Source organism: Rhizocola hellebori, from assembly GCF_016862955.1.
GTDB lineage: Bacteria > Actinomycetota > Actinomycetes > Mycobacteriales > Micromonosporaceae > Rhizocola > Rhizocola hellebori.
Window position 1 is genome coordinate 1 of record NZ_BONY01000017.1, and the last position, 19,756, is coordinate 19,756.

19 protein-coding genes and 1 pseudogene are annotated in these 19,756 nt (G+C 64.7%); 13 read left to right on the forward strand and 7 right to left on the reverse strand.

Features of this window, described 5'->3' with window-relative positions; genetic code table 11:
• Positions 1–214 precede the first annotated feature (214 nt).
• Positions 215–646, reverse strand: coding sequence for a Fic family protein (locus Rhe02_RS15835; protein WP_203908996.1), 432 nt, complete (start codon positions 644–646; stop codon positions 215–217).
• Between the two features lie 760 nt (positions 647–1,406).
• Between Rhe02_RS15835 and Rhe02_RS15840 the strand changes: the two are divergent.
• A pseudogene (locus Rhe02_RS15840) lies at positions 1,407–2,262 on the forward strand (ADP-ribosylglycohydrolase family protein).
• A 630-nt stretch (positions 2,263–2,892) separates the two neighbouring features.
• Here Rhe02_RS15840 and Rhe02_RS15845 read toward each other — a convergent pair.
• On the reverse strand, positions 2,893–3,228 hold the full coding sequence (locus tag Rhe02_RS15845; RefSeq protein ID WP_203909135.1) for a MerR family transcriptional regulator: 336 nt from the start codon (positions 3,226–3,228) through the stop codon (positions 2,893–2,895).
• A gap of 935 nt (positions 3,229–4,163) precedes the next feature.
• Here Rhe02_RS15845 and Rhe02_RS15850 point away from each other — a divergent pair.
• The 10 genes from Rhe02_RS15850 to Rhe02_RS15895 all read left to right on the forward strand — a co-directional run bounded on the left by Rhe02_RS15850 (position 4,164) and on the right by Rhe02_RS15895 (position 14,292).
• Positions 4,164–4,508 carry an ArsR/SmtB family transcription factor gene (locus Rhe02_RS15850; RefSeq protein WP_203908997.1) on the forward strand — a complete coding sequence of 115 codons (345 nt, stop codon included), beginning with the start codon at positions 4,164–4,166 and terminating at the stop codon, positions 4,506–4,508.
• 147 nt (positions 4,509–4,655) lie between these two features.
• Complete coding sequence (locus Rhe02_RS15855; protein ID WP_203908998.1) at positions 4,656–5,132, forward strand: NADH-quinone oxidoreductase subunit B family protein; 477 nt, start codon at positions 4,656–4,658, stop codon at positions 5,130–5,132.
• On the forward strand, positions 5,129–7,147 hold the full coding sequence (locus Rhe02_RS15860) for a proton-conducting transporter transmembrane domain-containing protein (protein WP_203908999.1): 2,019 nt from the start codon (positions 5,129–5,131) through the stop codon (positions 7,145–7,147). Before Rhe02_RS15855 ends, Rhe02_RS15860 begins: the two co-directional genes overlap by 4 nt.
• Positions 7,144–8,082 carry a respiratory chain complex I subunit 1 family protein gene (locus Rhe02_RS15865; protein ID WP_203909000.1) on the forward strand — a complete coding sequence of 313 codons (939 nt, stop codon included), beginning with the start codon at positions 7,144–7,146 and terminating at the stop codon, positions 8,080–8,082. The genes Rhe02_RS15860 and Rhe02_RS15865 overlap by 4 nt, the downstream gene beginning before the upstream one ends.
• A gap of 17 nt (positions 8,083–8,099) precedes the next feature.
• On the forward strand, positions 8,100–8,759 hold the full coding sequence (locus tag Rhe02_RS15870; protein WP_203909001.1) for a hypothetical protein: 660 nt from the start codon (positions 8,100–8,102) through the stop codon (positions 8,757–8,759).
• Positions 8,759–10,231, forward strand: a complete 1,473-nt coding sequence (locus tag Rhe02_RS15875; protein ID WP_203909002.1) for a proton-conducting transporter transmembrane domain-containing protein — start codon at positions 8,759–8,761, stop codon at positions 10,229–10,231. The genes Rhe02_RS15870 and Rhe02_RS15875 overlap by 1 nt, the downstream gene beginning before the upstream one ends.
• Before the next feature lie 2 nt (positions 10,232–10,233).
• On the forward strand, positions 10,234–11,754 hold the full coding sequence (locus Rhe02_RS15880; protein WP_203909003.1) for a hydrogenase large subunit: 1,521 nt from the start codon (positions 10,234–10,236) through the stop codon (positions 11,752–11,754).
• A 264-nt stretch (positions 11,755–12,018) separates the two neighbouring features.
• Positions 12,019–13,197, forward strand: a complete 1,179-nt coding sequence (aroC, locus tag Rhe02_RS15885; protein WP_203909004.1) for a chorismate synthase — start codon at positions 12,019–12,021, stop codon at positions 13,195–13,197.
• 215 nt (positions 13,198–13,412) lie between these two features.
• Positions 13,413–13,640 (forward strand): SelT/SelW/SelH family protein, encoded by a 228-nt coding sequence (locus tag Rhe02_RS15890; protein ID WP_203909005.1) that lies wholly within the window; start codon positions 13,413–13,415, stop codon positions 13,638–13,640.
• A 307-nt stretch (positions 13,641–13,947) separates the two neighbouring features.
• Positions 13,948–14,292 carry a YidH family protein gene (locus tag Rhe02_RS15895; protein WP_203909006.1) on the forward strand — a complete coding sequence of 115 codons (345 nt, stop codon included), beginning with the start codon at positions 13,948–13,950 and terminating at the stop codon, positions 14,290–14,292.
• Between the two features lie 62 nt (positions 14,293–14,354).
• Here Rhe02_RS15895 and Rhe02_RS15900 read toward each other — a convergent pair whose 3' ends face one another.
• The 3 genes from Rhe02_RS15900 to Rhe02_RS15910 form a co-directional block, all read right to left on the reverse strand.
• Positions 14,355–15,290, reverse strand: coding sequence for a DNA alkylation repair protein (locus Rhe02_RS15900; protein WP_239123855.1), 936 nt, complete (start codon positions 15,288–15,290; stop codon positions 14,355–14,357).
• A 205-nt stretch (positions 15,291–15,495) separates the two neighbouring features.
• Positions 15,496–15,987 (reverse strand): RrF2 family transcriptional regulator, encoded by a 492-nt coding sequence (locus Rhe02_RS15905; RefSeq protein ID WP_203909008.1) that lies wholly within the window; start codon positions 15,985–15,987, stop codon positions 15,496–15,498.
• Between the two features lie 100 nt (positions 15,988–16,087).
• On the reverse strand, positions 16,088–16,315 hold the full coding sequence (locus Rhe02_RS15910) for a SelT/SelW/SelH family protein (RefSeq protein WP_203909009.1): 228 nt from the start codon (positions 16,313–16,315) through the stop codon (positions 16,088–16,090).
• 66 nt (positions 16,316–16,381) lie between these two features.
• On the opposite strand from Rhe02_RS15910, the gene pdxR reads away from it, so the two are divergent.
• A complete protein-coding gene (gene pdxR / locus Rhe02_RS15915) occupies positions 16,382–17,860 on the forward strand; it encodes a MocR-like pyridoxine biosynthesis transcription factor PdxR (protein WP_203909010.1) in 1,479 nt (492 codons plus the stop codon).
• On the opposite strand, the gene Rhe02_RS15920 is transcribed toward pdxR, so the two are convergent.
• Entirely contained in the window at positions 17,857–18,267 is a 411-nt protein-coding gene (locus Rhe02_RS15920) for an MmcQ/YjbR family DNA-binding protein (RefSeq protein ID WP_203909011.1), read from the reverse strand. The genes pdxR and Rhe02_RS15920 overlap by 4 nt on opposite strands.
• A 54-nt stretch (positions 18,268–18,321) precedes the next feature.
• Positions 18,322–18,783 carry a MarR family winged helix-turn-helix transcriptional regulator gene (locus Rhe02_RS15925; RefSeq protein ID WP_203909012.1) on the reverse strand — a complete coding sequence of 154 codons (462 nt, stop codon included), beginning with the start codon at positions 18,781–18,783 and terminating at the stop codon, positions 18,322–18,324.
• A gap of 347 nt (positions 18,784–19,130) precedes the next feature.
• Between Rhe02_RS15925 and Rhe02_RS15930 the strand changes: the two genes are divergently transcribed.
• The gene (locus Rhe02_RS15930) at positions 19,131–19,727 is read left to right on the forward strand and encodes an FMN-dependent NADH-azoreductase (protein ID WP_203909013.1); all 597 of its coding nucleotides are present in this window, start codon (positions 19,131–19,133) and stop codon (positions 19,725–19,727) included.
• Positions 19,728–19,756 lie beyond the last annotated feature (29 nt).

Genomic DNA, 19,756 nt, shown 5'->3' on the forward strand with positions numbered 1-19,756 from the left:
TTTGCGTGTCCGAGGGGACTTGAACCCCCACGCACTGCACTGGCGCGTGGTTTGTGTGTTCAAGTAGCTCGGAACCTTGCCGCACCCACCAAGAAAGTGAGTGGTCATAGCGGCAGACATTAGTGCTACCCCGTTCAGGGCTGCAATCCCAAATGGAGGGCTAGTTTTGGGAACCGTCGCCATCTCATTGGCCCGACGGCGATTGGCTAGTGCGCTAAATGCCGAACGACTTGATTCCTATGAAGGCAGCCAGCCCAGTGGGATCGCGATCCCGGTCATAGGCGCGCAGCAGCGAGATGTAGCTGGGCTTATCCATATCCCAGTCGTACTCCTGCAGTTGGTCGCCATCTTGGGCAGCAAGGAAGATCAAGTTCGCGAGTAGCCTGGTGGTGCGGCCGTTGCCGTCGGTGAAAGGGTGGATCCTGACGGTCTCGGCGTGTACCGCAACGCCGAACTGACGCGGACTCCAGTCGCTAGTGTGCTCGAAGCGGTACAGCATGGTCTCGAGCGAGGTACGCAGCTCTGCGGCGATCTTCTCCGGTGCGATGCCTATGTTCAGCTCGCGCTGCCGGTACTTGCCCGCCCATGCCCATATGTCGCCGTACAGCCGCCTATGCAGGTCACGGACGAAGAAGTCGGTAAGCAAGTCCCGACACCAAGATCACCTTCGGTGATCCTCGTGGCCATGTCCCCAGTAACCTCGGCCTCGATCTCCTGCTCGATGGCATAGAGGTCAGCCTTGCTGACCGGTTCGCCGAGCTGCTCGCGGATCTCTGGCGTCAGCGCTTGGGTCTCGTCGTCGTCTACGGGTGTTTCCCCGTACTCGGGCGTGAGTGGCACTAGGCGTTCTGGCGTCGTCTGTCTAGGAAGCGCTTAGCTTTCGCGGACAACACGTAGCCGGCCGGCAGCTCCCGGTTTGCCAGTTTCGCCGACGTCCTGGCTGACCGGGCAGCGAAGCGCTCGATGGCCTCAGCCGGTACCTTCTTCGATTTCTTGTCCGTCATTACCGCGCCTCCCTGCCATCCAATCGCCCGCACACGGACCGATGCCATTTAAGCACAGGACTGCCGCTACAAGCCCTGAGCATCAGCGTCCCCTGGGCATCAGCGGCCATATGGCCCTTTCCCGCCAGGCAAGCCCTCGGTGCTGAAACGGAATATTTACGGTCTCCTGAGCTATATTTACGTTATCAACCTATTCGTACAGCATATAGTCAAAGATCAGCTCGCCTTGCTCCGGCAACGGTGCCTCAGACGCCTTCGCCGTCGCTCGCCAATCTATCGTTCGTGGAGTCCGGCGAGCAGATCATCGGCAGGACTGCCCCGCCGCCGATCGTCGACCTGGCTGCACACCGTCGAGCTGCTGTCACCAACCCTGTAGACGCACTGCGGCAAGCAGAAGCGCTGATGCGTAATCCGCTGGTTGCGATCCGTTTGGCCTGGCATCATCGCTGGGTGTTTGCTGTGCCTGCTGCCGCCCTGGACTCTCTGCGTGGTCTAGCGCTGGGTGACGCGTTCGGCGACACGTGGTTCTTGCGCCCCGCGGGTGAGGTGGAACAGCTCATCGCCCAGCAGGCCGTCGCCGAAGGTCCGTGGCCGTGGACCGACGACACCGCCATGGCGATCAGCCTGTTCCACTTGCTGTCCACCCGCGGGAGGGTCGTGCAGGAGGAGCTGGCGATGCTGCTCGCCGACGCCTATGACGCCGACCCTTACCGCAAGTACGGACCATCCATGCACGGCGTCCTGGAAGCCATCCACGACGGCGAGCCGTGGCGGGAAGTCACCACACGCCAGTTCGGCGGGCAAGGCTCATGGGGCAACGGCGCCGCGATGCGAGTCGCACCACTGGGCGCCTGGTTCGCCACCGACCTCGACCTCGTGGCCGAGCAAGCAAGACTGTCAGCCCGCGCCCCTGACGCACACCCCGGAAAGCGAGGTGGCGTCGCGGCTACGCCGTATCGCCACCCGGCCGTTTGACTCGCCACCGACATGGATCGCTGGTGAGGTCGGCTGCGGCCTGCAGGTCTCCGCACCAGATACCGTGCCTTACGCGATCTGGTGCGCGGCAAGGCATTTGGACGATCTGCCGGAGGCGCTGTGGGCGACGGCGTCCGCTGGCGGGGACATCGATACCACCTGCGCCATCACCGGCGGTATCGTCGCCGGCCGCACCGGGCTCAGCGCCGTCCCGGCCGAATGGCTCGATGCCTGCGAACCATTGCCCGCATCAATCACCATTCCCGGTACCACACAACAATGAGACGGCTGTCCTGGGAGGCCCACGAATATGTGCTGGGACGCATCGACAGCTCTCAGCTGCCGATGATCGCCGCACAGGATTAAACCGGGCGACTGACGCATCCACCGACAGTGTGCTGATCGTGCTCCGCGGTCGGCGTTGCCCCATAAGAGCGAGCGCGCGATCACATCGCTCGAGCAGATACCGCACCGCAGCAGCCGCGCGCGGATCTGCTGCAGGGGCAGTTGGTTGGCGCTGAACCGAATCGGGTCGGCTGAGCGTTGGGAAAACTGTGTCGGGGTTAGTCGGTGGCGATGAAAGAACTGTGCGGTTTGGCGATGTCGACCATCGCGCTCACATGCCTTCAAGGTTTCGTTGATCAAGTTTCCGTAGCGCTAGACGCGTAAGGGCCGGGAGAAATGGCCGTAAGGCTCCCATGACGAGCCCTCGGTCCAGCGGCCAGGAATCAAAGAATGCGCGCCGGTCACGTGGCAATGGATCAGGTGCGGGCCAGATCTAGGCGGTCATGACAACGTCGGCTCAAGTGCCCATGGAAGGCGGCGGCGAAATGGGCAGCCACCGAGGACCAGAGCGACAGGGAGAGCCTACGCTCATTCGATTTCGGTGTGCGCGGCGCTGATCTGTGCGGGTCTAGCGCACTGCGGTGCCTGGCGTGCCTCGCCCGTATTGCCTGTTGAGTTCCTGTGCTTCGGCGAGCTGGTCTTCCAGGATCACGATTCGGCAGGCGGATTCAACGCTGGTGCCCTGGTCAGCGATTTCGCGTACCCGGGCTGCCAGGCGCAGCTGGTAGCGGCTGTAGCGGCGGTGCCCTCCGCCGGAGCGGAACGGGTCAAACAGTTTCGCGGCTTCCACGGAGCGCAGGAACGCGGCCGTGGCACCGATCATTTCCGCGGCGCGGCCCATGGTGTAGGCCGGGTAATGCTCGTCGTCGAATTTATCCGGCGACGTGGGGTTTTCAGCGGTCATAAACATCCGTATCTGCTTAACGCGGGTAAGGGTCCCAGCACCATATCGGTGCCGGGACCCTGCGGACTTCAAAGTTATCTACCACCACCGGCCGTTAAGTTGCACCGGTTTTCGTCTTGGCCGCTTGTTTCTGCCGTGAGGCAGTGCTGCGGTCCTATGGCGTGGATATTGACCGGGGACCACCTTCCGTTCCTGGGGTCTGCGGTTCCCACCGGCGCGTGTCGCAGCCACGGTGGGTAATCCGATGGTGTAACTCCTTTCTCCGCTTGTTACCTGCTTCTTTCACACCAACTCTGACTGCTCTAACTTGTCTTGCTTTCAGGCACCGGAACGGTCCGGCCACCATGCCCGCAGAGCAATCCTGCAACCCTGTTCACCTTCGTGGCCGCAAGACCCGCATCACACGAGCCGTCTTGCTTTCCGTGCGCCAGTTCGCCTGCCGCACTAATCGCCCTTCGCAACACCCAGAACTTTACACACGCCCCCGGCAGATGTCTACTTTCGCGCCGACAGATTTTTAGCAGACGCGGTGACGGCTTCACCGCCGCAACGTCAACAGCGACGGCCTCGGGGACGCGATACCAAATTGTTCACCGGCGACGCTGTCACCCCCATCTGCCAGTACGACCGAGACTTCCGACATGCAGGCTCGGGGTCTTGAGCCGGGCGATCGTGCGGTCGCCTGGCACACTGAGCGACTCGCGGGCCGGGCTACACCGCCTGTCGGGATGGGTGGCTTCCGCACAGCCTCATTATTTGCTAACTTTAGCAAGTAATGAAGTCCGGGGTTGCAGTGAGGTTCACCGGCTGCCCTCGGCCTTCGGCTTGGCCGGTGTGAGGTGGGGTGAGGGCATGACTGCAGCGGGCGCGTACAGGCATGGCCGCGGCCTAGCTCAGGACTCCCGTAGCGTTGAGCGCTACAAGGGGGTGGACCGGTGAGCACACCGCTATATCAGGCCAAGGCCGAGTTCTTCAAAGCACTGGCGCACCCGGCGCGGATCCGGGTCCTGGAGCTGTTGTCGCAGCGGGAACATTCGGTGTCGGAGATGCTGCCCGAAGTGGGCCTGGAGGCGGCGCATCTGTCGCAGCAGCTGTCAGTACTGCGCAAAATGAATCTCGTCGTGACCCGCAAGGAGGGTTCGACGGTGTTCTATTCGCTGGTCAGCCCGCAGGTCGCCGAGCTGCTTGCGGTCGCCCGCCGGATCCTGACTGAAGTGCTATCCAGCCAGGCCGACCTGCTCGACGATCTACGGGCCGCGCAGACGACGGGGCAGCGATGAGCGCCCGGCCGCATGCGCGGCGGATAGGCGGGGCGGGGGTGCCAAGCGGGCTTCCCCATTTCTCGTACCCAATCGGCACCCCCGCCCACATTTCTGTCACACAAACGAAATTTCCTTAGGCGTCGGTCACGATGTGGGGTGGCGGTGGTGGGTCTTACCAGGAAGATCCTCAAGACGGGGCGGGTGGCCGAGCCCGCGGCAAGGGCGGGCGAGGTGTTGCCAAAGGCGGCCGGGCTCAGTGGATCCGTTCAGGTGCGCCATGTGGATGCCGGGTCGTGCAACGGCTGTGAAATTGAGATAGGACAGGCCTTTTCGCCGGTGTACGACGCCGAACGGCACGGGGCACGGCTGGTGGCCTCCCCCCGGCACGCCGACGTGCTGACGGTGACCGGGCCGGTGACGGTGAACATGGCCGGGCCGCTGCGCAAAACATTTGAGGCCATGCCCGAACCACGCATCGTGGTGGCCATCGGCGACTGCGCCAAGGACTGCGGCATGTTCGCCGCAGGGCACGGGGTCACTGGTCCCGTCTCCGACGTGGTCCCCGTCGATGTGCATGTCGCTGGGTGCCCGCCGGAGCCCGCCCGGATTGTCGCGGCGCTGCGCGGGCTGACCGGCCGGTGAACACGCTTTCTATTGCCCTTGGCACATCTCTCGCGACTGCGCTGCTGGCCTGTCTGGCCGGGCTGGTGATGCCGGTAAAGTGGCGCACGAGGCTGGCCGGTGTCCTGTTAGGACTGTCAGGTGCGGCTGGTGTCCTGGTGGGAGCTTTGGCGGTCACAGGTATGGTGTGGCGGGCTGAGCTGCCCACGTTGCTGCCGCTAGCCGGTGTCAGCCTGGCTGCGGACCCGCTCTCGGGTTGGTTTCTGGTGATCATCGGCGCGGTTACGGCTGCCGCCGGTGTGTACGCCATCGGTTACGCCGGGCGCACCAGCCATGGGCCCGGCTCGCGTACCGCCATGGCCGTTGTGCCGCTTTTCACCGCCGCGATGCTGCTCGTGCCGCTGGCGGCCAGTGTCACCACCTTCCTTCTCTTCTGGGAACTCATGGCCGTCACCTCCCTGATCCTGGTGATGACCGAACACCGTCACCACAAGGCGGTCCGCCCCGCCGCGATCTGGTACGCCGCAATGACCCAGGCAGGGTTCGTCACCGTCCTCATCGGACTGTCCTGGCTGGCCGCCGCCACAGGGACCCAGGCGTTTGACGGCATCCGGGAAGCAGCGGTGTCGATTCGCCCTTTTGCCGCTGGCACTATCTTCCTGCTGTGCCTACTGGGGTTCGCTTCTAAAGCCGGTGCGGTTCCGCTGCACCCATGGCTGCCCCGCGCACACGCCGAGGCCCCCAGTCACGTGTCGGCGCTGATGTCCGCTGCCATGGTCAAACTTGGTGTCTACGGCGTCCTGCGACTCGGGTTCGACCTTCTCGGCGGTGGATTACGCTGGTGGTGGCTGGCCGTCGCCGCACTCGGCGCGCTGTCAGCAGTCTACGGAATCGTGCAAGCTGTGGTGGCCACCGATCTTAAGCGGCTGCTCGCGTTCTCCACTTCCGAGAACATCGGCCTGATCCTGCTCGGTGTGGGTTTCGCGGGAATGCTGGCCCGGTCCGGGCAGCCCGCTATCGGGGCCGTTGCCATGGCGGCGGCGCTGCTGCACACCGCCAACCATGCGGGGTTCAAAACGCTGCTGTTCTTCGGTGCCGGATCGGTGCAGCGCGCCACCGGCACCCGCGACCTCGACAAGCTCGGCGGGCTGTCACACCGGATGCGGGTCACCACCGCCCTTGTCGCGGCCGGCGCCCTGGCCGCAGCGGCACTGCCGCCCGGCAACGGGTTCATCTCCGAATGGCTTTTGCTGCAAGCGCTTTTGCACCAGACCCCGAACGCCGGGACGATGCTGGCGATCGCCGCGCCGATCGGGGTTGCCGTCGTGGCACTCACGGCCGGGGTGGGTGTGGCCGCCTTCGTGAAGATGGTGGGAACCGGATTCCTGGCCAGACCGCGCAGCGATGCCGCCGCACAGGCCGCGGAGTCGCCGCCCAGCATGCTCACCGCCATGACCGGTGCGGCGGCCGTATGCGCCGTGCTGGCTGTCGTCCCCGCGGTCACTGCCCCGGCATTGGCCCGGGTCATCAACAGCCTCCAGATCAGCCAAACGCCGCTGTCGGAAGGGCTGCTGGACCTGCGGCTGTCCGGGATCAGCAGCCATATTGCCCCGTTGTGGATCGCCGTAGGAATCATCGCCGCAACGACGGCGGCAGCTGTTCTGGCGCGAGTACTGGGAAAGGCGCGTAGGCGGGCGATCGCCTGGGACTGCGGCGACGGTCCGCTGACCGCCCGGATGGAGCACACCGCCACCTCGTACGCCGAACCGCTGCAGCGGGTTTTCGACAACATCCTCGAACCGGTCGCCGATGTCGATGTCACCCACAGCGTGGAGTCGCAGTACGTGATCGCGTCCATCCAGTACCGCCAGCAGATCCCTGACCGGATCGAAAACCGGATCTACCGGCCCCTGGTCGCCGCCGTGCAAAAGCTTGGCGCGGCGGCCAAACGGCTGGCTCCCGGTGTGATGCACCGCTACCTGGCCTACATGCTGACCGCCCTGATCGTCGTACTCGTCGCGGGGGCGATCCGGTGAGCGCCTGGATTGCCGCGGCTGGGCAGGCACTGCTGATCGCGTTACTGGCACCGATCGTGACGGGAGTGACCCGGGCGGTGCGGGCACGGCTGGAAGGCCGAGCCGGCGGGCGGATCGCACAGCCATGGCGCGACATCCGCAAGCTGCTACGCAAACCGCCCACCAGCCCCGAGGGAGCTGGGGTGTTCTTCTCCGCCGCTCCCGTGGTGCTGATGTCGACGAGCCTGCTCATAGCGGCCACCGTCCCGTTCGTATCCACGGCGGGCATCGCCGGCAGCGCAGACCTGATTGTGGTGGTGGGGCTGCTCTTACTCGGCACTGTCGCACTCGCCCTGGCCGGGCTGGATACCGGCACGGCGTTCGGGGGGATGGGGTCGTCACGGGAGATGACGATCGCCGCGCTGGTCGAGCCCACACTGCTGCTGGCCGTGTTCGCCCTGTCGACACGGGTGGGGACAACGAACCTGGGCGTCATCGTCGCCGCGGGCGCGTCGGACCCGGCTGCGGTGTTTACCCCGGCGAGCTTGCTGGCCTTTGCTGCATTGGCGATCGCGACCCTGGCCGAGACCGCGCGGATTCCGGTCGACAACCCCTCCACCCACCTTGAGCTGACCATGGTGCACGAGGCGATGATCCTCGAATATTCCGGCCGCGATCTCGCTCTCGTGGAGTGGGCCTCGGCGATGCGGCTGGCCATCCTTTTAGGACTTTTGGCGAATCTGTTCGCACCCTGGGGCGTCGCCACTGGCACCACTTGGACAGCAGTAGTCATTGCCGCCGCGGTATTGACCGTGAAGATGTGCGGGCTGGCGACGCTGCTGGCCGCGGCGGAGGTCTACGCGGCCAAACTGCGCCTTTTCCGGGTACCCGAACTCCTGGCCGGCTCATTCGCGATGGCGCTGCTGGCCGTCCTGACCTCATACATCCTGGCCTAGAAACGGGGTGATCGCCGATGTCCGCGCAGATATCCAGCCAGTTACTCAACGTTGCCTGCGGCCTGTTTCTGCTGACCGCTGTGGGTGTGCTGTGGCGGCGCCAGGTCTCCGCGCTGATCACCTTGCTGACCGTACAAGGCGTCGCGCTCGCCGCCATCGCGGTCATCCTCGCCGAACAGCACCGCAGCGCCGAGGCCGCAACCATCGCGATTGGCGTCGGCCTGCTCAAAGCGGTGGTCATACCGTGGATGCTGCGGCGCGTTCACCAGCAGCTCCCAGACGCCCGCGAAACCCGGCCGCTGGTCAACGTCTCCACCTCCCTGCTGGCCGCGGCGGGGCTGACTTTGCTAGCCTATTCCGCCGCGCGGCCCTTGGTTGCCCTGGCGCCCACGGCTTCGGCAAAGGCGACACCTGTTGGCATCGCTGTGATCCTGATCGGGTTCTTCCTCGCCGCCACCCGCCAGCGGGCCATCTCCCAGATCATCGGCTTGCTGCTGGTCGACAACGGCATCGCCGCCGTCGCCTTCCTCGCCACTGGCGGGGTACCCCTGATCGTCGAGCTCGGCGTCTCCGTCGACCTCGCTCTTGCCGTCCTCGTGCTGCAAATCCTGACCAGCCACCTGCACACCGCTTTCGGCCCCACCGACCTCGACGAACTACGAGAGCTGCACGACTGATGACCACCACCACTTTCGCCTTGTATGCGCCGGCAGCCGCCCCCTTTTTTGCAGCCCTCCTCGCCCTCGTCCTGCCGTGGCGGCCCGCAGCGTGGGCCGGTATGCTCGCCGCGCTGTCCATATTGGCCAGTGGTGTCGTCCTGGCCGTGTGGGTGTCCGCCGACGGGGCGCTATCAGCCGGCCCGCTGCGCGCGGACGCCCTGACCGTGTGGATGCTTCTCGTCATCGGCGCTGTCGCCGCCATCGCCGCCGCCGCGACCATTTCCTACCTGCGCCACGAAACGACCACCGCCACGAGACGGGCCACACGCCGCTACCTCGTACTGGCCCAGCTGTTTGTGGCCTGCATGAGCCTGGCCGTCCTGGCCAACAACCTGGGCCTGCTCTGGGTCGCGGTCGAAGCGACCACCATCGTCACCGCATTCCTGGTCGGGCACAAACGCGACCGTCCCAGCATCGAAGCGGCGTGGAAGTACGTCGTGTTGTGCTCGGTCGGCATCGCCATCGCCTTCCTCGGTACCGTCTGTGTCTACGCCGCCTCAGTGGCCGCTGGCGGGCATGGCATCACCGCCCTGGACTGGACCCACCTGACGGCGACCGCCTCCAGCTTGAACCCCGACCTGATCCGCCTGGCAGCGGGACTGATTCTGCTCGGGTTCGGCACCAAGGCCGGCCTCGCCCCAATGCATTCATGGCTGCCCGACGCCCACAGCCAAGCCCCCGCGCCAGTGTCCGCGCTCATGTCCGGGGTACTGCTATCCGTTGCCATGTACGCGATCCTGCGCTACCGCACCATCACCGACACCGCCATCGGCCCCGGCTACACCCGCACCCTGCTCCTGATCGCCGGGTTGGCCTCCCTGGCCGTCGCCGCCGTCCTGCTCATCGCCCAGCGCGACTACAAACGCCTGCTCGCCTACTCCTCGATCGAGCACATGGGACTGGTCGCCTTGGGCGTGGCCATCGGCACCAAACTGGCGATCGCCGCTGCATTGCTGCACATCCTGGGCCACGGACTGGCAAAAGCCGCCGCCTTCGCCGGGGCCGGTCAGATTCTGCGTCTGACAGGCAGCTCGCACATCGATGCCATACGCGGGCTCACCGCGAGGGCACCCGCCCTCGCCGGCACCTACGGCATCGGCGTGATCGCACTGCTCGGCCTGCCACCATTCAGCCTGTTCGCCTCCGAACTCGGCCTCGCCCGCGCCGGCGTCACCGCAGGTTACGGCTGGGCCATCGCCGCCGCCTTCACCCTGATCCTGCTGGCATTCATCGCCATCGCCCGGCACACCACCGCCATGATCCTCGGCGCACCGGTTCCTAACCCCTCACCACAGAGCATGACACCAGACCGCGTCACCACCGTGATGCCGCTCATCCTCGCGCTGGCCGTCACCGCCGCAATAGGCATCACCCTCGGGCCGCTGCACCACGTGCTCGACGCCGCCACAGCGATCGCCGGAGGCCGATAGCAATGCCACATCGTCCACACACGGCCGTCATCGAGGTCGGCAGCGCCGGCGAACTCGGCAGACACGTCACCAGGCTCCTCGCCGATGGGCACCGCCTCGCCCTGATCGCCGCGCACCACGACACCGCGCAACATCGCGGCGGGCAAGCAATCCGGATCGTATACCTGTTTGTCGCCGGGCAACCCGACCGCCGCGTCGAGCTCGTGCTGCGCGCAGATCCGGCAAAGCCACATATCCCCAGCCTTGCCGCACTATCGTTTCCCGCCAGCCGGTTCGAACGGGAAATGCGCGACCTGTTCGGCGTCGAACCAGACAACCATCCACTGCCACGCCAGCTCGTGCGCCACCCGCATTGGCCCCAGGACTGGCATCCGATGCGCCTCGACGCCGGGACACGCCCACCGCTGACCGGCGCGGAAGCATTCCCGTTCCTCACCGTCGACGGCAACGGCGTCTACGAAATCCCGGTCGGCCCCGTACACGCCGGCCTCATCGAACCGGGCCACTTCCGATTTTCCGTGGTCGGGGAAACCATCCTGAAGATGAAAGCCCGCCTCTGGTACGTCCACAAAGGAACAGAAAAACTCTTCGAAGGCAAACACTTCGCCGACGGGGTCGCGCTGGCCGAACGAATCAGCGGCGACACCGCGGTCGGGCACAGTCTGGCCTACTGCCTGGCCATCGAAGAAGCCCTCAACATCGACGTGCCCCCGCAGGCGCGACGGATCCGGGCGATGCTGCTGGAACTGGAACGGCTACACAACCACATCGCCGACATCGGCGCACTGTGCAACGATGTCGCCTACGGCATCGCCCACGCACACACCCAGCGCATCCGTGAAACCCTCCTGCGCATCAACAAAACCGTCACCGGTCACAGGCTCCTTCGCGGTGCCATCCGCCCCGGCGGAGCGCACCTGCTCAACACACCGGACCTCATGCAGATCAGCTCCACCGCACAGGATCTCGCGGAGATCGTCGAGATCGCCCTCGGGCACACCGTCGTGCGCGAACGTTTCACCGGCACCGCCGTCCTCACCCGCCAGCAAGCCGCCGACGTCGGTGTCCTCGGATACGTCGCCAAAGCCAGCGGCCTGGCATACGATGCCCGCACCGCACACCCTTTTACCAACCTCGGCGAGACACTCAGCATCCCCACCTTCACCGAAGGCGACGTCCTGGCCCGCTTCCGTATCCGTGCCGCCGAAGCCCAAAACTCCGCCGCCATCATCAGGCAACTCGCCCCCACCATCACCCCAGGACACCACCACACCGAAACCGGCGACGTCAACGGACATGACGGCGACATACGTTGCGGCACCGGCATAGCCGAAGGATGGCGCGGCACTATCACCCACCGCGCCGAAGTCGGTTCAGACGGGCGCCTATCACGGGTGAAGATTGTTGACCCCTCCTTTCTCAACTGGCCAGCCTTGCCCGTCGCGCTCACCGAGACGATCGTCCCGGACTTCCCCCTGGCGAATAAGAGCTTCAACCTCTCGTACGCCGGTAACGATCTCTAGGCGAACAGGAGGCCATAAACGCCCCTATGCTCGGATTCGCGAGCATTTGCAGCCGATGAGTGGCGTCGTGCGGGTAGCGCATGTGGTACTCCGCACCGATTGCATCAGTGCAGAGGATCCATCGCCAGGTCAAAGCGGCGCCAGAAGGGCACCATCGGTGCCGGTCGAAGGTTGACGTTCGCGATTGCCCATGCTCCGAACCGGACACGGGAGCCAAGCTACGTCGGAAGGATTGAGATATAGGGTTGTGTCAAACTAGCTGGCATGTGGCGTTGGCTGACTGCAGGTGAATCGCACGGACCGGCCCTGGTCGCGGTTCTTGATGGTGTGCCCGCTGGCGTCCGGATCACGTCGGCTGAGATCGGTAAGGAATTAGCTCGTCGACGGCTTGGTTACGGTCGTGGGGCGCGGATGAGCTTCGAGCAAGATGTGGTGACGATCGTCGGCGGGGTGCGGCACGGCCTTACCCTTGGCAGCCCGGTCGCGATCCAGATCGGCAACTCGGAGTGGCCGAAATGGGAGACGGTGATGGCCGCTGATCCGGTCGACCCCGACGTCCTGGCTACGCAAGCCCGCAATGCGCCGCTGACAAGGCCCCGGCCCGGCCACGCCGACCTGGCCGGGATGCAGAAGTTCGGGCACACCGATGCGCGGCCGATCCTGGAGCGGGCCAGCGCTCGCGAGACTGCTGCGCGCTGCGCGGTGGGCACTGTGGCAAAGGCGTTTCTCAAGCAAGCGTTGCGCATCGAGATTGTCTCGCACGTGGTGGGGTTGGGGCCGGTCAGCATTAAGCCCGGCGTGTTGGCCACACCAGCCGACGCTCAACGCATCGACGCGGACCCCTTGCGGTGCTTGGATCCTGAGACTAGCGAGCGGATGGTGGCCGAGGTCGACGCGGCCCGGCGTGATGCCGACACCTTGGGCGGCGTCGTGGAGGTGCTGGCGTATGGGGTACCCCCTGGTCTGGGAAGCCACACGCAGTGGGACCGCAAGCTGGACGCTCGGATCGCCGCGGCATTGATGTCCATCCAGGCGATCAAGGGTGTGGAGATTGGCGATGCGTTCACCCAGGCGCGTTCACGCGGGTCGGTGGCGCATGACGAGATCGTGCCGACGGCCACCGGCGTGCGGCGTCTGACCGATCGGGCCGGTGGCCTGGAGGGCGGCATCACCAGCGGTGAGCCGCTGCGCGTGCGGGCGGCAATGAAGCCGATCTCCTCGCTCAATCGGGCACTGTCCACAGTGGATGTCACAACCGGAGAACCCGCTACCGCCATCAACCAACGTTCCGACGTCTGCGCCGTGCCGGCCGCGGCTATCGTGGCCGAGTCGATGCTCGCTCTGGTGCTCGCGGACGCCGCTGCCGAGAAGTTCGGCGGCGACAGCATCTCAGAGGTCCAACACAATTTTGCTTCGTATCGGAAGAGCCTGATCATCCAATGATCATCGTGGAGGTATCCCGGCCGGCTGTGCGACAGCCGCTGGCCAGGGACCAAACTTCCGCTCAGAATCCCGGCCTGAGGTGTTGGCGCAGCGCTCGGCAGATCAGCTCGAAATTGGCTCCATAGTCTTCACTGTAAGTGGTCATGTTCAGGGTGCCACGCCGCGTCGTAATTTGAAGCTGTGCATAGTGTCACGCATGTCGTAAGGAGCAAACGATGAAACCGGTTGTCATCACCTACTGCAAGCCCTGCGGCTACCTCAAGCGCGCCCAGTCCACTGCCACGGCGTTGAACGACAAGTTCGGTGTCGAAGCGGAGCTGGTGCCGGGTAAGGGCGGCATTTTCCAGATCGCTGTGGACGGCGAGATCGTCGCGAAGCGAACCTCTGGGGGTTTCCCCAAGGACGAAGAAGTCCTGCAAGCCGTTCAGCGTGCGCTGGCCTGATCCACATCTTGGGCAGCGTAGCCGCTCGGCCAGGCTTGTCCCGTCATGGCATCGGAGGAAACCGTGCAAGTATCCGCACGAGACGAATATGCGGTGAGGGCAACACTGGCCATGCGTATGCCTGGGGAACCCAGGTGGATCACCCACTTGAGGATCCCAGGCATACCCGTATCCCTGTTCTTTGCGGGAGTCATTGCTACGGCCCCGATACTTGACGCCGCGAACCCGGAAGCAACATGGGAACCGCAACAGCCCATCGGCAGCGAGCCCGGTTCCGGGATCGCCACACTCAAGGAGCCGTGACCCGATGACCCAGATCCACCCGCCGGCTGAGGACCTCGATGTCGATATTCGTTTCCTTCTGGCCAATGAGCGCACACTACTGGCATGGCTGCGGACTGCACTGACTCTTATGGCGGGTGGAGTGGCCCTCGCGCAATTCGCCGGCGACCGGCTCCTGGCACAGCTTGTTGGGCTGAGCCTGCTCGGCCTAGGCAGCCTCGGTGGAGTGATCGGCTATCTGCGTTTCCGGGCCACCGGCCGCGCCATCCGCGCTGGGCAGCTTCCGACAGCCGGCCATGGGCCCGCCCTGATGACCGTCGCCATTATCGGGCTCGTGACGGCTGTGGTAACCGCCTATTTCCTCAGCTGACTCGTTGCCCTATAGCCACTTGCGGCCAGAGTCGGTGACCGGGATGGATTTCACGCAGCCCGTCACCCTAGCGACTTGCGGCGCTGGATTTCGAAAGTGTCGCCGCCCAGAATCACCCCGTTGACCTGTATGTCGATGCGGTGCTCGCCCGGGTGGATAGTGCGGATCGACACGTCGGCGAAGCGGTGCCGCCGGCTGATGGACTGCGGCTGGCCGGGCTCGATGGTGCGTGTGGTCAATTTGAATACCTTCGGCTTGCGCGGGCCACGTGCCCCGGCGTAGTGCACCACGTAGTCGATCGCGGCGCGGACCGGACCGTCGTTCGTGGACAGCACGAATTCGATGACAACCTCATCCCCGACCGGGATCGAAGCGGGTGTGACGGCAAGCGATTGCAGCTGCACGGCCTGAGTGTGGTCGAAACCTAACAGCGCCAGCGCTTGAGGGTCCCCATGTTTGATAAGCGTGCGCAGCCCGTGCCGAATCACCCACGCCACACGCGGGCTACCGCTTTTCAGCCATCGGCGGGCGGTGGCCAGCGCCAGGCTCGGGTGATCTTTGGCGATGTCATTGAGGTGATTGGCCACAGACCGTCGCACGTACTCCGACGGATCATCAAACAGGAGGTCGAGCAGAGCGATCGCCGGTGTGGGGTCGGCGATCAGTCCGCGTAGCTGCGGCGTCCAGGGCAGCCTTGGCCGGGTGCCCTCGGACGCCAGCCGCCGCACGTGCTCATCCGGATCCTTCGCCCATCTGTGCAGATAGGTAAAGGTCAGTTGCGGGTGCCGTTCTATGAACGGGCGGATCGGGCCCTCACTGGAAAAGCGCGGTGTAAGGCGGGCCAGCAATGGCAGCGCAATCTCCGGCGCCGCCAGACCGCGGTCGGCGACATAATAGCCGCACGGCAGGCTCATCCACCCCGTCAACGCCGGTGAGTCAACGGCCTTGTCCAGCAACAATGCCGCCGCGGCGAAATCGGCGGGCAGCGCCTCGGCCATCGCGGCACTGATGTGATGAACCCGTTGCAGCAGCGGCAGATCCGCCAGGCCCTTGACGCACTGCCGCACGAACGCCGAGGCGGGAAACCCCGGCCAGGCACGGCTGAGCTCCCCGGCCAGAGCACGAACAAGTTCTGGCGAGAATTCGTCTTTGAGATCAGGCACTGGGTGCTCCTCGGGCGCGTCAACTGAAATGTCAACGACGTCAACGGGGGTGCGGCGACAAGGACTCGCGCCCGAACGGACGGGGCTGCCATGCCCCCGGTTGAGCCAGCAATGACATGATCTCGCAAGGGAAGTTGCCCGATTGGACGTGCTCAAGCGTCACTTCGTCAAGGACCGAACGGACGGCGGCCCTTACTGCCACCCACGTGTGGGCGAGGTGGACCGCATTTCCGGCATAGTGGAGGTTTTCTGGGCGAAGCCCTCGGACCCCGGCCAGGGGACCATCGGTGGCACGCAAAATCTGGCCAATGCTGATAATGGACGGCTGCCTGGCCAGCGAGTAACCGCCGTCGGCGCCGCGCATGGAGCGCACAATCTCGGCGCGTTTGAGGTCGGCCATCACCGACTCGAGGAACTTGTGCGGCAGTTGTTGCCGCGCGGCCAGGTCCTGGCATGTGACAACGCATGGAAATATGGCGGCGAGCTCTATCGCGGCTCGTACCGCATAGTCGCCACGCGCCGAAATCTGCACCTGCCACCTGCTCTCACCGGATGGTGATCAGAACGGAAAGTAGCCCGGGCCCCGGCAGCGAACCATGGGACAGGTATCCGCCTGGGCCCAGGCCAGCCAATCAGGACAATGCCTCTTGAAGAGCGGCGACCACGTCGTCTTCCTTGGGGAAACCGGCTGAGGTGCGCTTGGCAACGACCTGGCCATCGACAGCGATCTGGAAGATGCCACCCTTACCGGGAACCAATCGGGCGCCAACGCCGAGCTTCTCGTTGATCGCCTCGGCGGCGGCCTGAGCATGTTTGAGGTAGCCGCACGGCTTGCAATACGTGATCACGACGTCTTTCATGGCTTACTCCTTGCATCTGCGGTAGCGCGATATAGTCCAAGTTACGGTGCCAATTGGTGCCTGAACATGACCACTATTGCGGGGAATATGGAACCAATTTTCGAGCTCGCCATCGATCTGCCGCCGATGGGATCACGGACAAGAATCCGGGCGCTGCATCAGCAGCTGAGGTCCGGCATATTGAGTGGAAGACTCGTTCCCGGGCTGCGGCTACCCGCCAGCCGTGTACTCGCCGAACGCGTCGGCGTTTCCCGCAATGCCGTCATGAGCGCCTACGACATGCTCATCAGTGAGGGCTACGCCGTCACGCGCCCCGGCGGCGGCACCTATGTGGCGGCGGTGATCGCCAGCCCCAAGCAGCGGCCACCGGCGCACGCCGCCGACAGCGACCCTCGGTTGCCTGCGCGCTGGCGTGGCGACCCGGAACTGATCGTGATGGCCCCTACCACCGACTTCGTTGACGACTTCGTCATGGGGGTACCGGAAACGTCCTCATTTCCGTACAGCTTGTGGGCCCGTCTGGCAGGGCGGACACTGCGTCAGCTCAGCCGTGAGCCGGTGCGCTACATCGACCCGCAGGGGCGGGCCGCGCTGCGCGAAGGCATCGCCAAGCACGTATCGTTCGCCAGGGCCGTGTCGTGCCTGCCCGACGACGTGATCGTCACCTCCGGTGCGCAGCAGGCTTTCGATCTGCTCGCGCGGGTGCTCATCGTGCCCGGCAAGACAACGGTGGCGCTGGAGGATCCGGGTTACCCGCCGCTGCGGGCCGCTCTGCTTGCGGCAGGCGCGAAGCTGGTCGGGGTACCTGTGGACGAAGAAGGAATCATCGTGGAGCGCCTGCCACGACGGGCACAGGTCATCTTCGTCACGCCCTCGCACCAGTTCCCGATGGGTGCGGCAATGTCGATGGCCAGACGCATCGCGCTGCTCACTTTCGCCAACGAGAACAACGCTGTCGTGATCGAGGACGACTATGACGGCGAGTTCCGTCATAGCGGCCGGCCGCTGGACGCGCTGCAAACCCTTGACAAGGAGCAATGCGTGTTCTACGTCGGTACGTTCTCCAAGAGCCTGTTCCCCGGGCTGCGCCTCGGGTTCATAGTGTGCCCGCAGTGGGCCAGGCGAGCCCTGCTGGGCGCAAAACAGCGGGCCGATTGGCATACCGCTGTGCATTCCCAAGACACGCTGGCCGCCTTCATCGGCGAAGGCCATCTGGCCCACCACATCCGCAAGATGCGGACGACCTACCACAACCGCAGAGCGGTCCTGCTGGAGGCGATCGCGCGCTACTGCGGTGCCTGGCTGTGGCCGATCCTGCCCGACGCTGGGCTGCATTTGGCCGCCACCATGCCCGAGTCACGCCAGGCGTCAGCGCTGAGGCGGGCCGCTGCGGTGAAAGGGATCCGGCTGGACTCGCTGGACCGCTACGCCGTTTCCAACTCCGTGGTCAACGGCGTGGGTTTCGGTTTCGGAGCAATCCAAACCGACCGGATCGAGCCGGCGATCCAACGGCTGGAAAAGGTCGCGGCCGGTTTGTGGCGCTAGACGCCACGGCCACGGCGGGCGTGCTGCTGCTGAGCAGGAATGCTGGGCGGAGTTGGCTTGTGCCGCCGTGCAGGGCGGCTTTGGCCACGCCGGCTTTGCGGCGCGGGGTCCGCGCTGTCAGCGGCTGTGATCATCCGTTTCGGCGCGGCCCGGCGCCATCCTTCTTCCAGCAGCTCCCCGATCTCCCGTGGATCAGCCACAGCCAGGTGTACCCGCACCCAGCCGAAGCGGCCAAAGTAGTCGGCTTTCGAGTAGGCCGTCGGGTTGGACGCGATCAGCTCTGCCTGATCCAGCGGAGACGCCTTGATGATCGCGACGAGCCCGTCAGCGGAGGTAGAGGCGAAGATTGCTCCACGGACCCGGAAGGTGGGGTGGCCCCACGTCTCCTGCTCATATGCTTCAGGCATCTCCAGTGCTAGGCGGCGCACTTGTTCGACGGTCATCATCGCTTACTCAGCTCCTCAGTCTTTGTCATTGCCTTCGGTTTCGGACCTACCGGCCTCCAGGAGTCTGCCGATCACGGAGTGCAGAGCGGCCTGCTCGCCGCTGTCCAGTGAGGCGAAGAAGGTGGCCTCGGCCTCCGCGACCATCCGCTGCAGCTGTTGGGTGCGTGCCTTTCCCTCAAGCGTCAGATAGAGGGCGAAGCTTCGCCTGTCGACCCCGCGACGGCGCTCCAGCAGCCCGGCCAGTTCGAGATCATCAGCCAGGGCCACCACCGTGGTGCGATCGATGCGCAACATCTCACCAATTTCCCGCTGGTTCTGGCCCGGGCTGGCGTAGATCCTTGTCAGGACACCGAAATGGCGCAACGTCACACCAGCAGGAACCAGTGCCGCCTCGACCACGCTGCTCAGGAGATGGGTTAGTAGGCGCATCTCGAGCACGAGGGGTTGGCGAAACGTCGAGGCATCGATCTCATGCACTGGTGGTTCCATTCAGCGTCGATGGAATTCGGCGCGGCATCGGGGGCCCTCGATGGAATCGCCACATACCGCGCAGCGCTACGCAGGTTACGCAGTTTGCCTGCCGCCCGTCAAAGATGAACAGTCTACAAACCCTTGTGTATGGGCTGTCCAAGCCATTTTCTCGCGGGCGCGAAAGGGCTCTGGTGCTGTTCCAGTGATTCTCGAGTGGTCCCACCATTACGGCGTAAGTGGCTCTGGAAGGCATACACCACCGCCGATAATCTCATCAGCATGCTACTGATCGTCAGTATCGCTGAGTATCGGTGATCCATGATCAGCACAAAGGTAGTAGTGGGGTGATGAACATGACGCAATTGCTGCACGTCAATGGCTCTCCTCGAGGTCAGGCGAGCCGGTCACTGAAGATCGCCCACGCTTTTCTGGATTCTTGCTTAAAGCAGCGGCCAGAGATGAAGGTGGACACGCTGGATCTGTTCGAGGACCCGCTCCCGCCATGCGATATGGAGGCCGGCGCGGCGAAGAACAGAGGCTCTGCCAACCGGGGCATGTCGAGCCGAGCGCTCTTCGATAGGTTCGTTGCCGCCGACTACTACCTGTTCAACATCCCGATGTGGAATTTCGGTGTGCCCTATGTGGTCAAGCAGCTGGTGGATGTCGTCTCCCAGCCGGGCCTGACCTTCTCACTCAGCTCGAAGGGGTACACCGGATTACTGCGAGGCAAACGCGCGTGTGCGATCTACACCAGCGGAGTCTTTCATCCAGACAGCTCACCGGAGTTCGGCCGCGACTTCCAATCCACGTACTTCACCCACTGGCTGAACTCCGTCGGCGTCAAGGACGTCGAGGAGATCCGCCTCAACGCTGCCGACCGTAGCGGCACCTTTGCCGACGATCTCAATCACGCCTGCGCACGCGCGGCGGAACTGGGCCGCAGGCTGTGATCCGACACTCACATTCAGCATTGGAGGCG

Excerpts from the sequence above, each read along its gene's own strand:
- Rhe02_RS15920 (WP_203909011.1), bottom strand. The coding sequence starts at position 18,267 with ATGCCTGAAGCATATGAGCAGGAGACGTGGGGCCACCCCACCTTCCGG.
- Rhe02_RS15930 (WP_203909013.1), top strand. The coding sequence starts at position 19,131 with ATGACGCAATTGCTGCACGTCAATGGCTCTCCTCGAGGTCAGGCGAGC.
- Rhe02_RS15890 (WP_203909005.1), top strand. The coding sequence starts at position 13,413 with ATGAAACCGGTTGTCATCACCTACTGCAAGCCCTGCGGCTACCTCAAG.
- Rhe02_RS15875 (WP_203909002.1), top strand. The coding sequence starts at position 8,759 with ATGACCACCACCACTTTCGCCTTGTATGCGCCGGCAGCCGCCCCCTTT.
- pdxR (WP_203909010.1), top strand. The coding sequence starts at position 16,382 with ATGACCACTATTGCGGGGAATATGGAACCAATTTTCGAGCTCGCCATC.
- Rhe02_RS15870 (WP_203909001.1), top strand. The coding sequence starts at position 8,100 with ATGTCCGCGCAGATATCCAGCCAGTTACTCAACGTTGCCTGCGGCCTG.
- aroC (WP_203909004.1), top strand. The coding sequence starts at position 12,019 with ATGTGGCGTTGGCTGACTGCAGGTGAATCGCACGGACCGGCCCTGGTC.
- Rhe02_RS15900 (WP_239123855.1), bottom strand. The coding sequence starts at position 15,290 with ATGGCCGAGGCGCTGCCCGCCGATTTCGCCGCGGCGGCATTGTTGCTG.
- Rhe02_RS15880 (WP_203909003.1), top strand. The coding sequence starts at position 10,234 with ATGCCACATCGTCCACACACGGCCGTCATCGAGGTCGGCAGCGCCGGC.
- Rhe02_RS15910 (WP_203909009.1), bottom strand. The coding sequence starts at position 16,315 with ATGAAAGACGTCGTGATCACGTATTGCAAGCCGTGCGGCTACCTCAAA.
- Rhe02_RS15895 (WP_203909006.1), top strand. The coding sequence starts at position 13,948 with ATGACCCAGATCCACCCGCCGGCTGAGGACCTCGATGTCGATATTCGT.
- Rhe02_RS15845 (WP_203909135.1), bottom strand. The coding sequence starts at position 3,228 with ATGACCGCTGAAAACCCCACGTCGCCGGATAAATTCGACGACGAGCAT.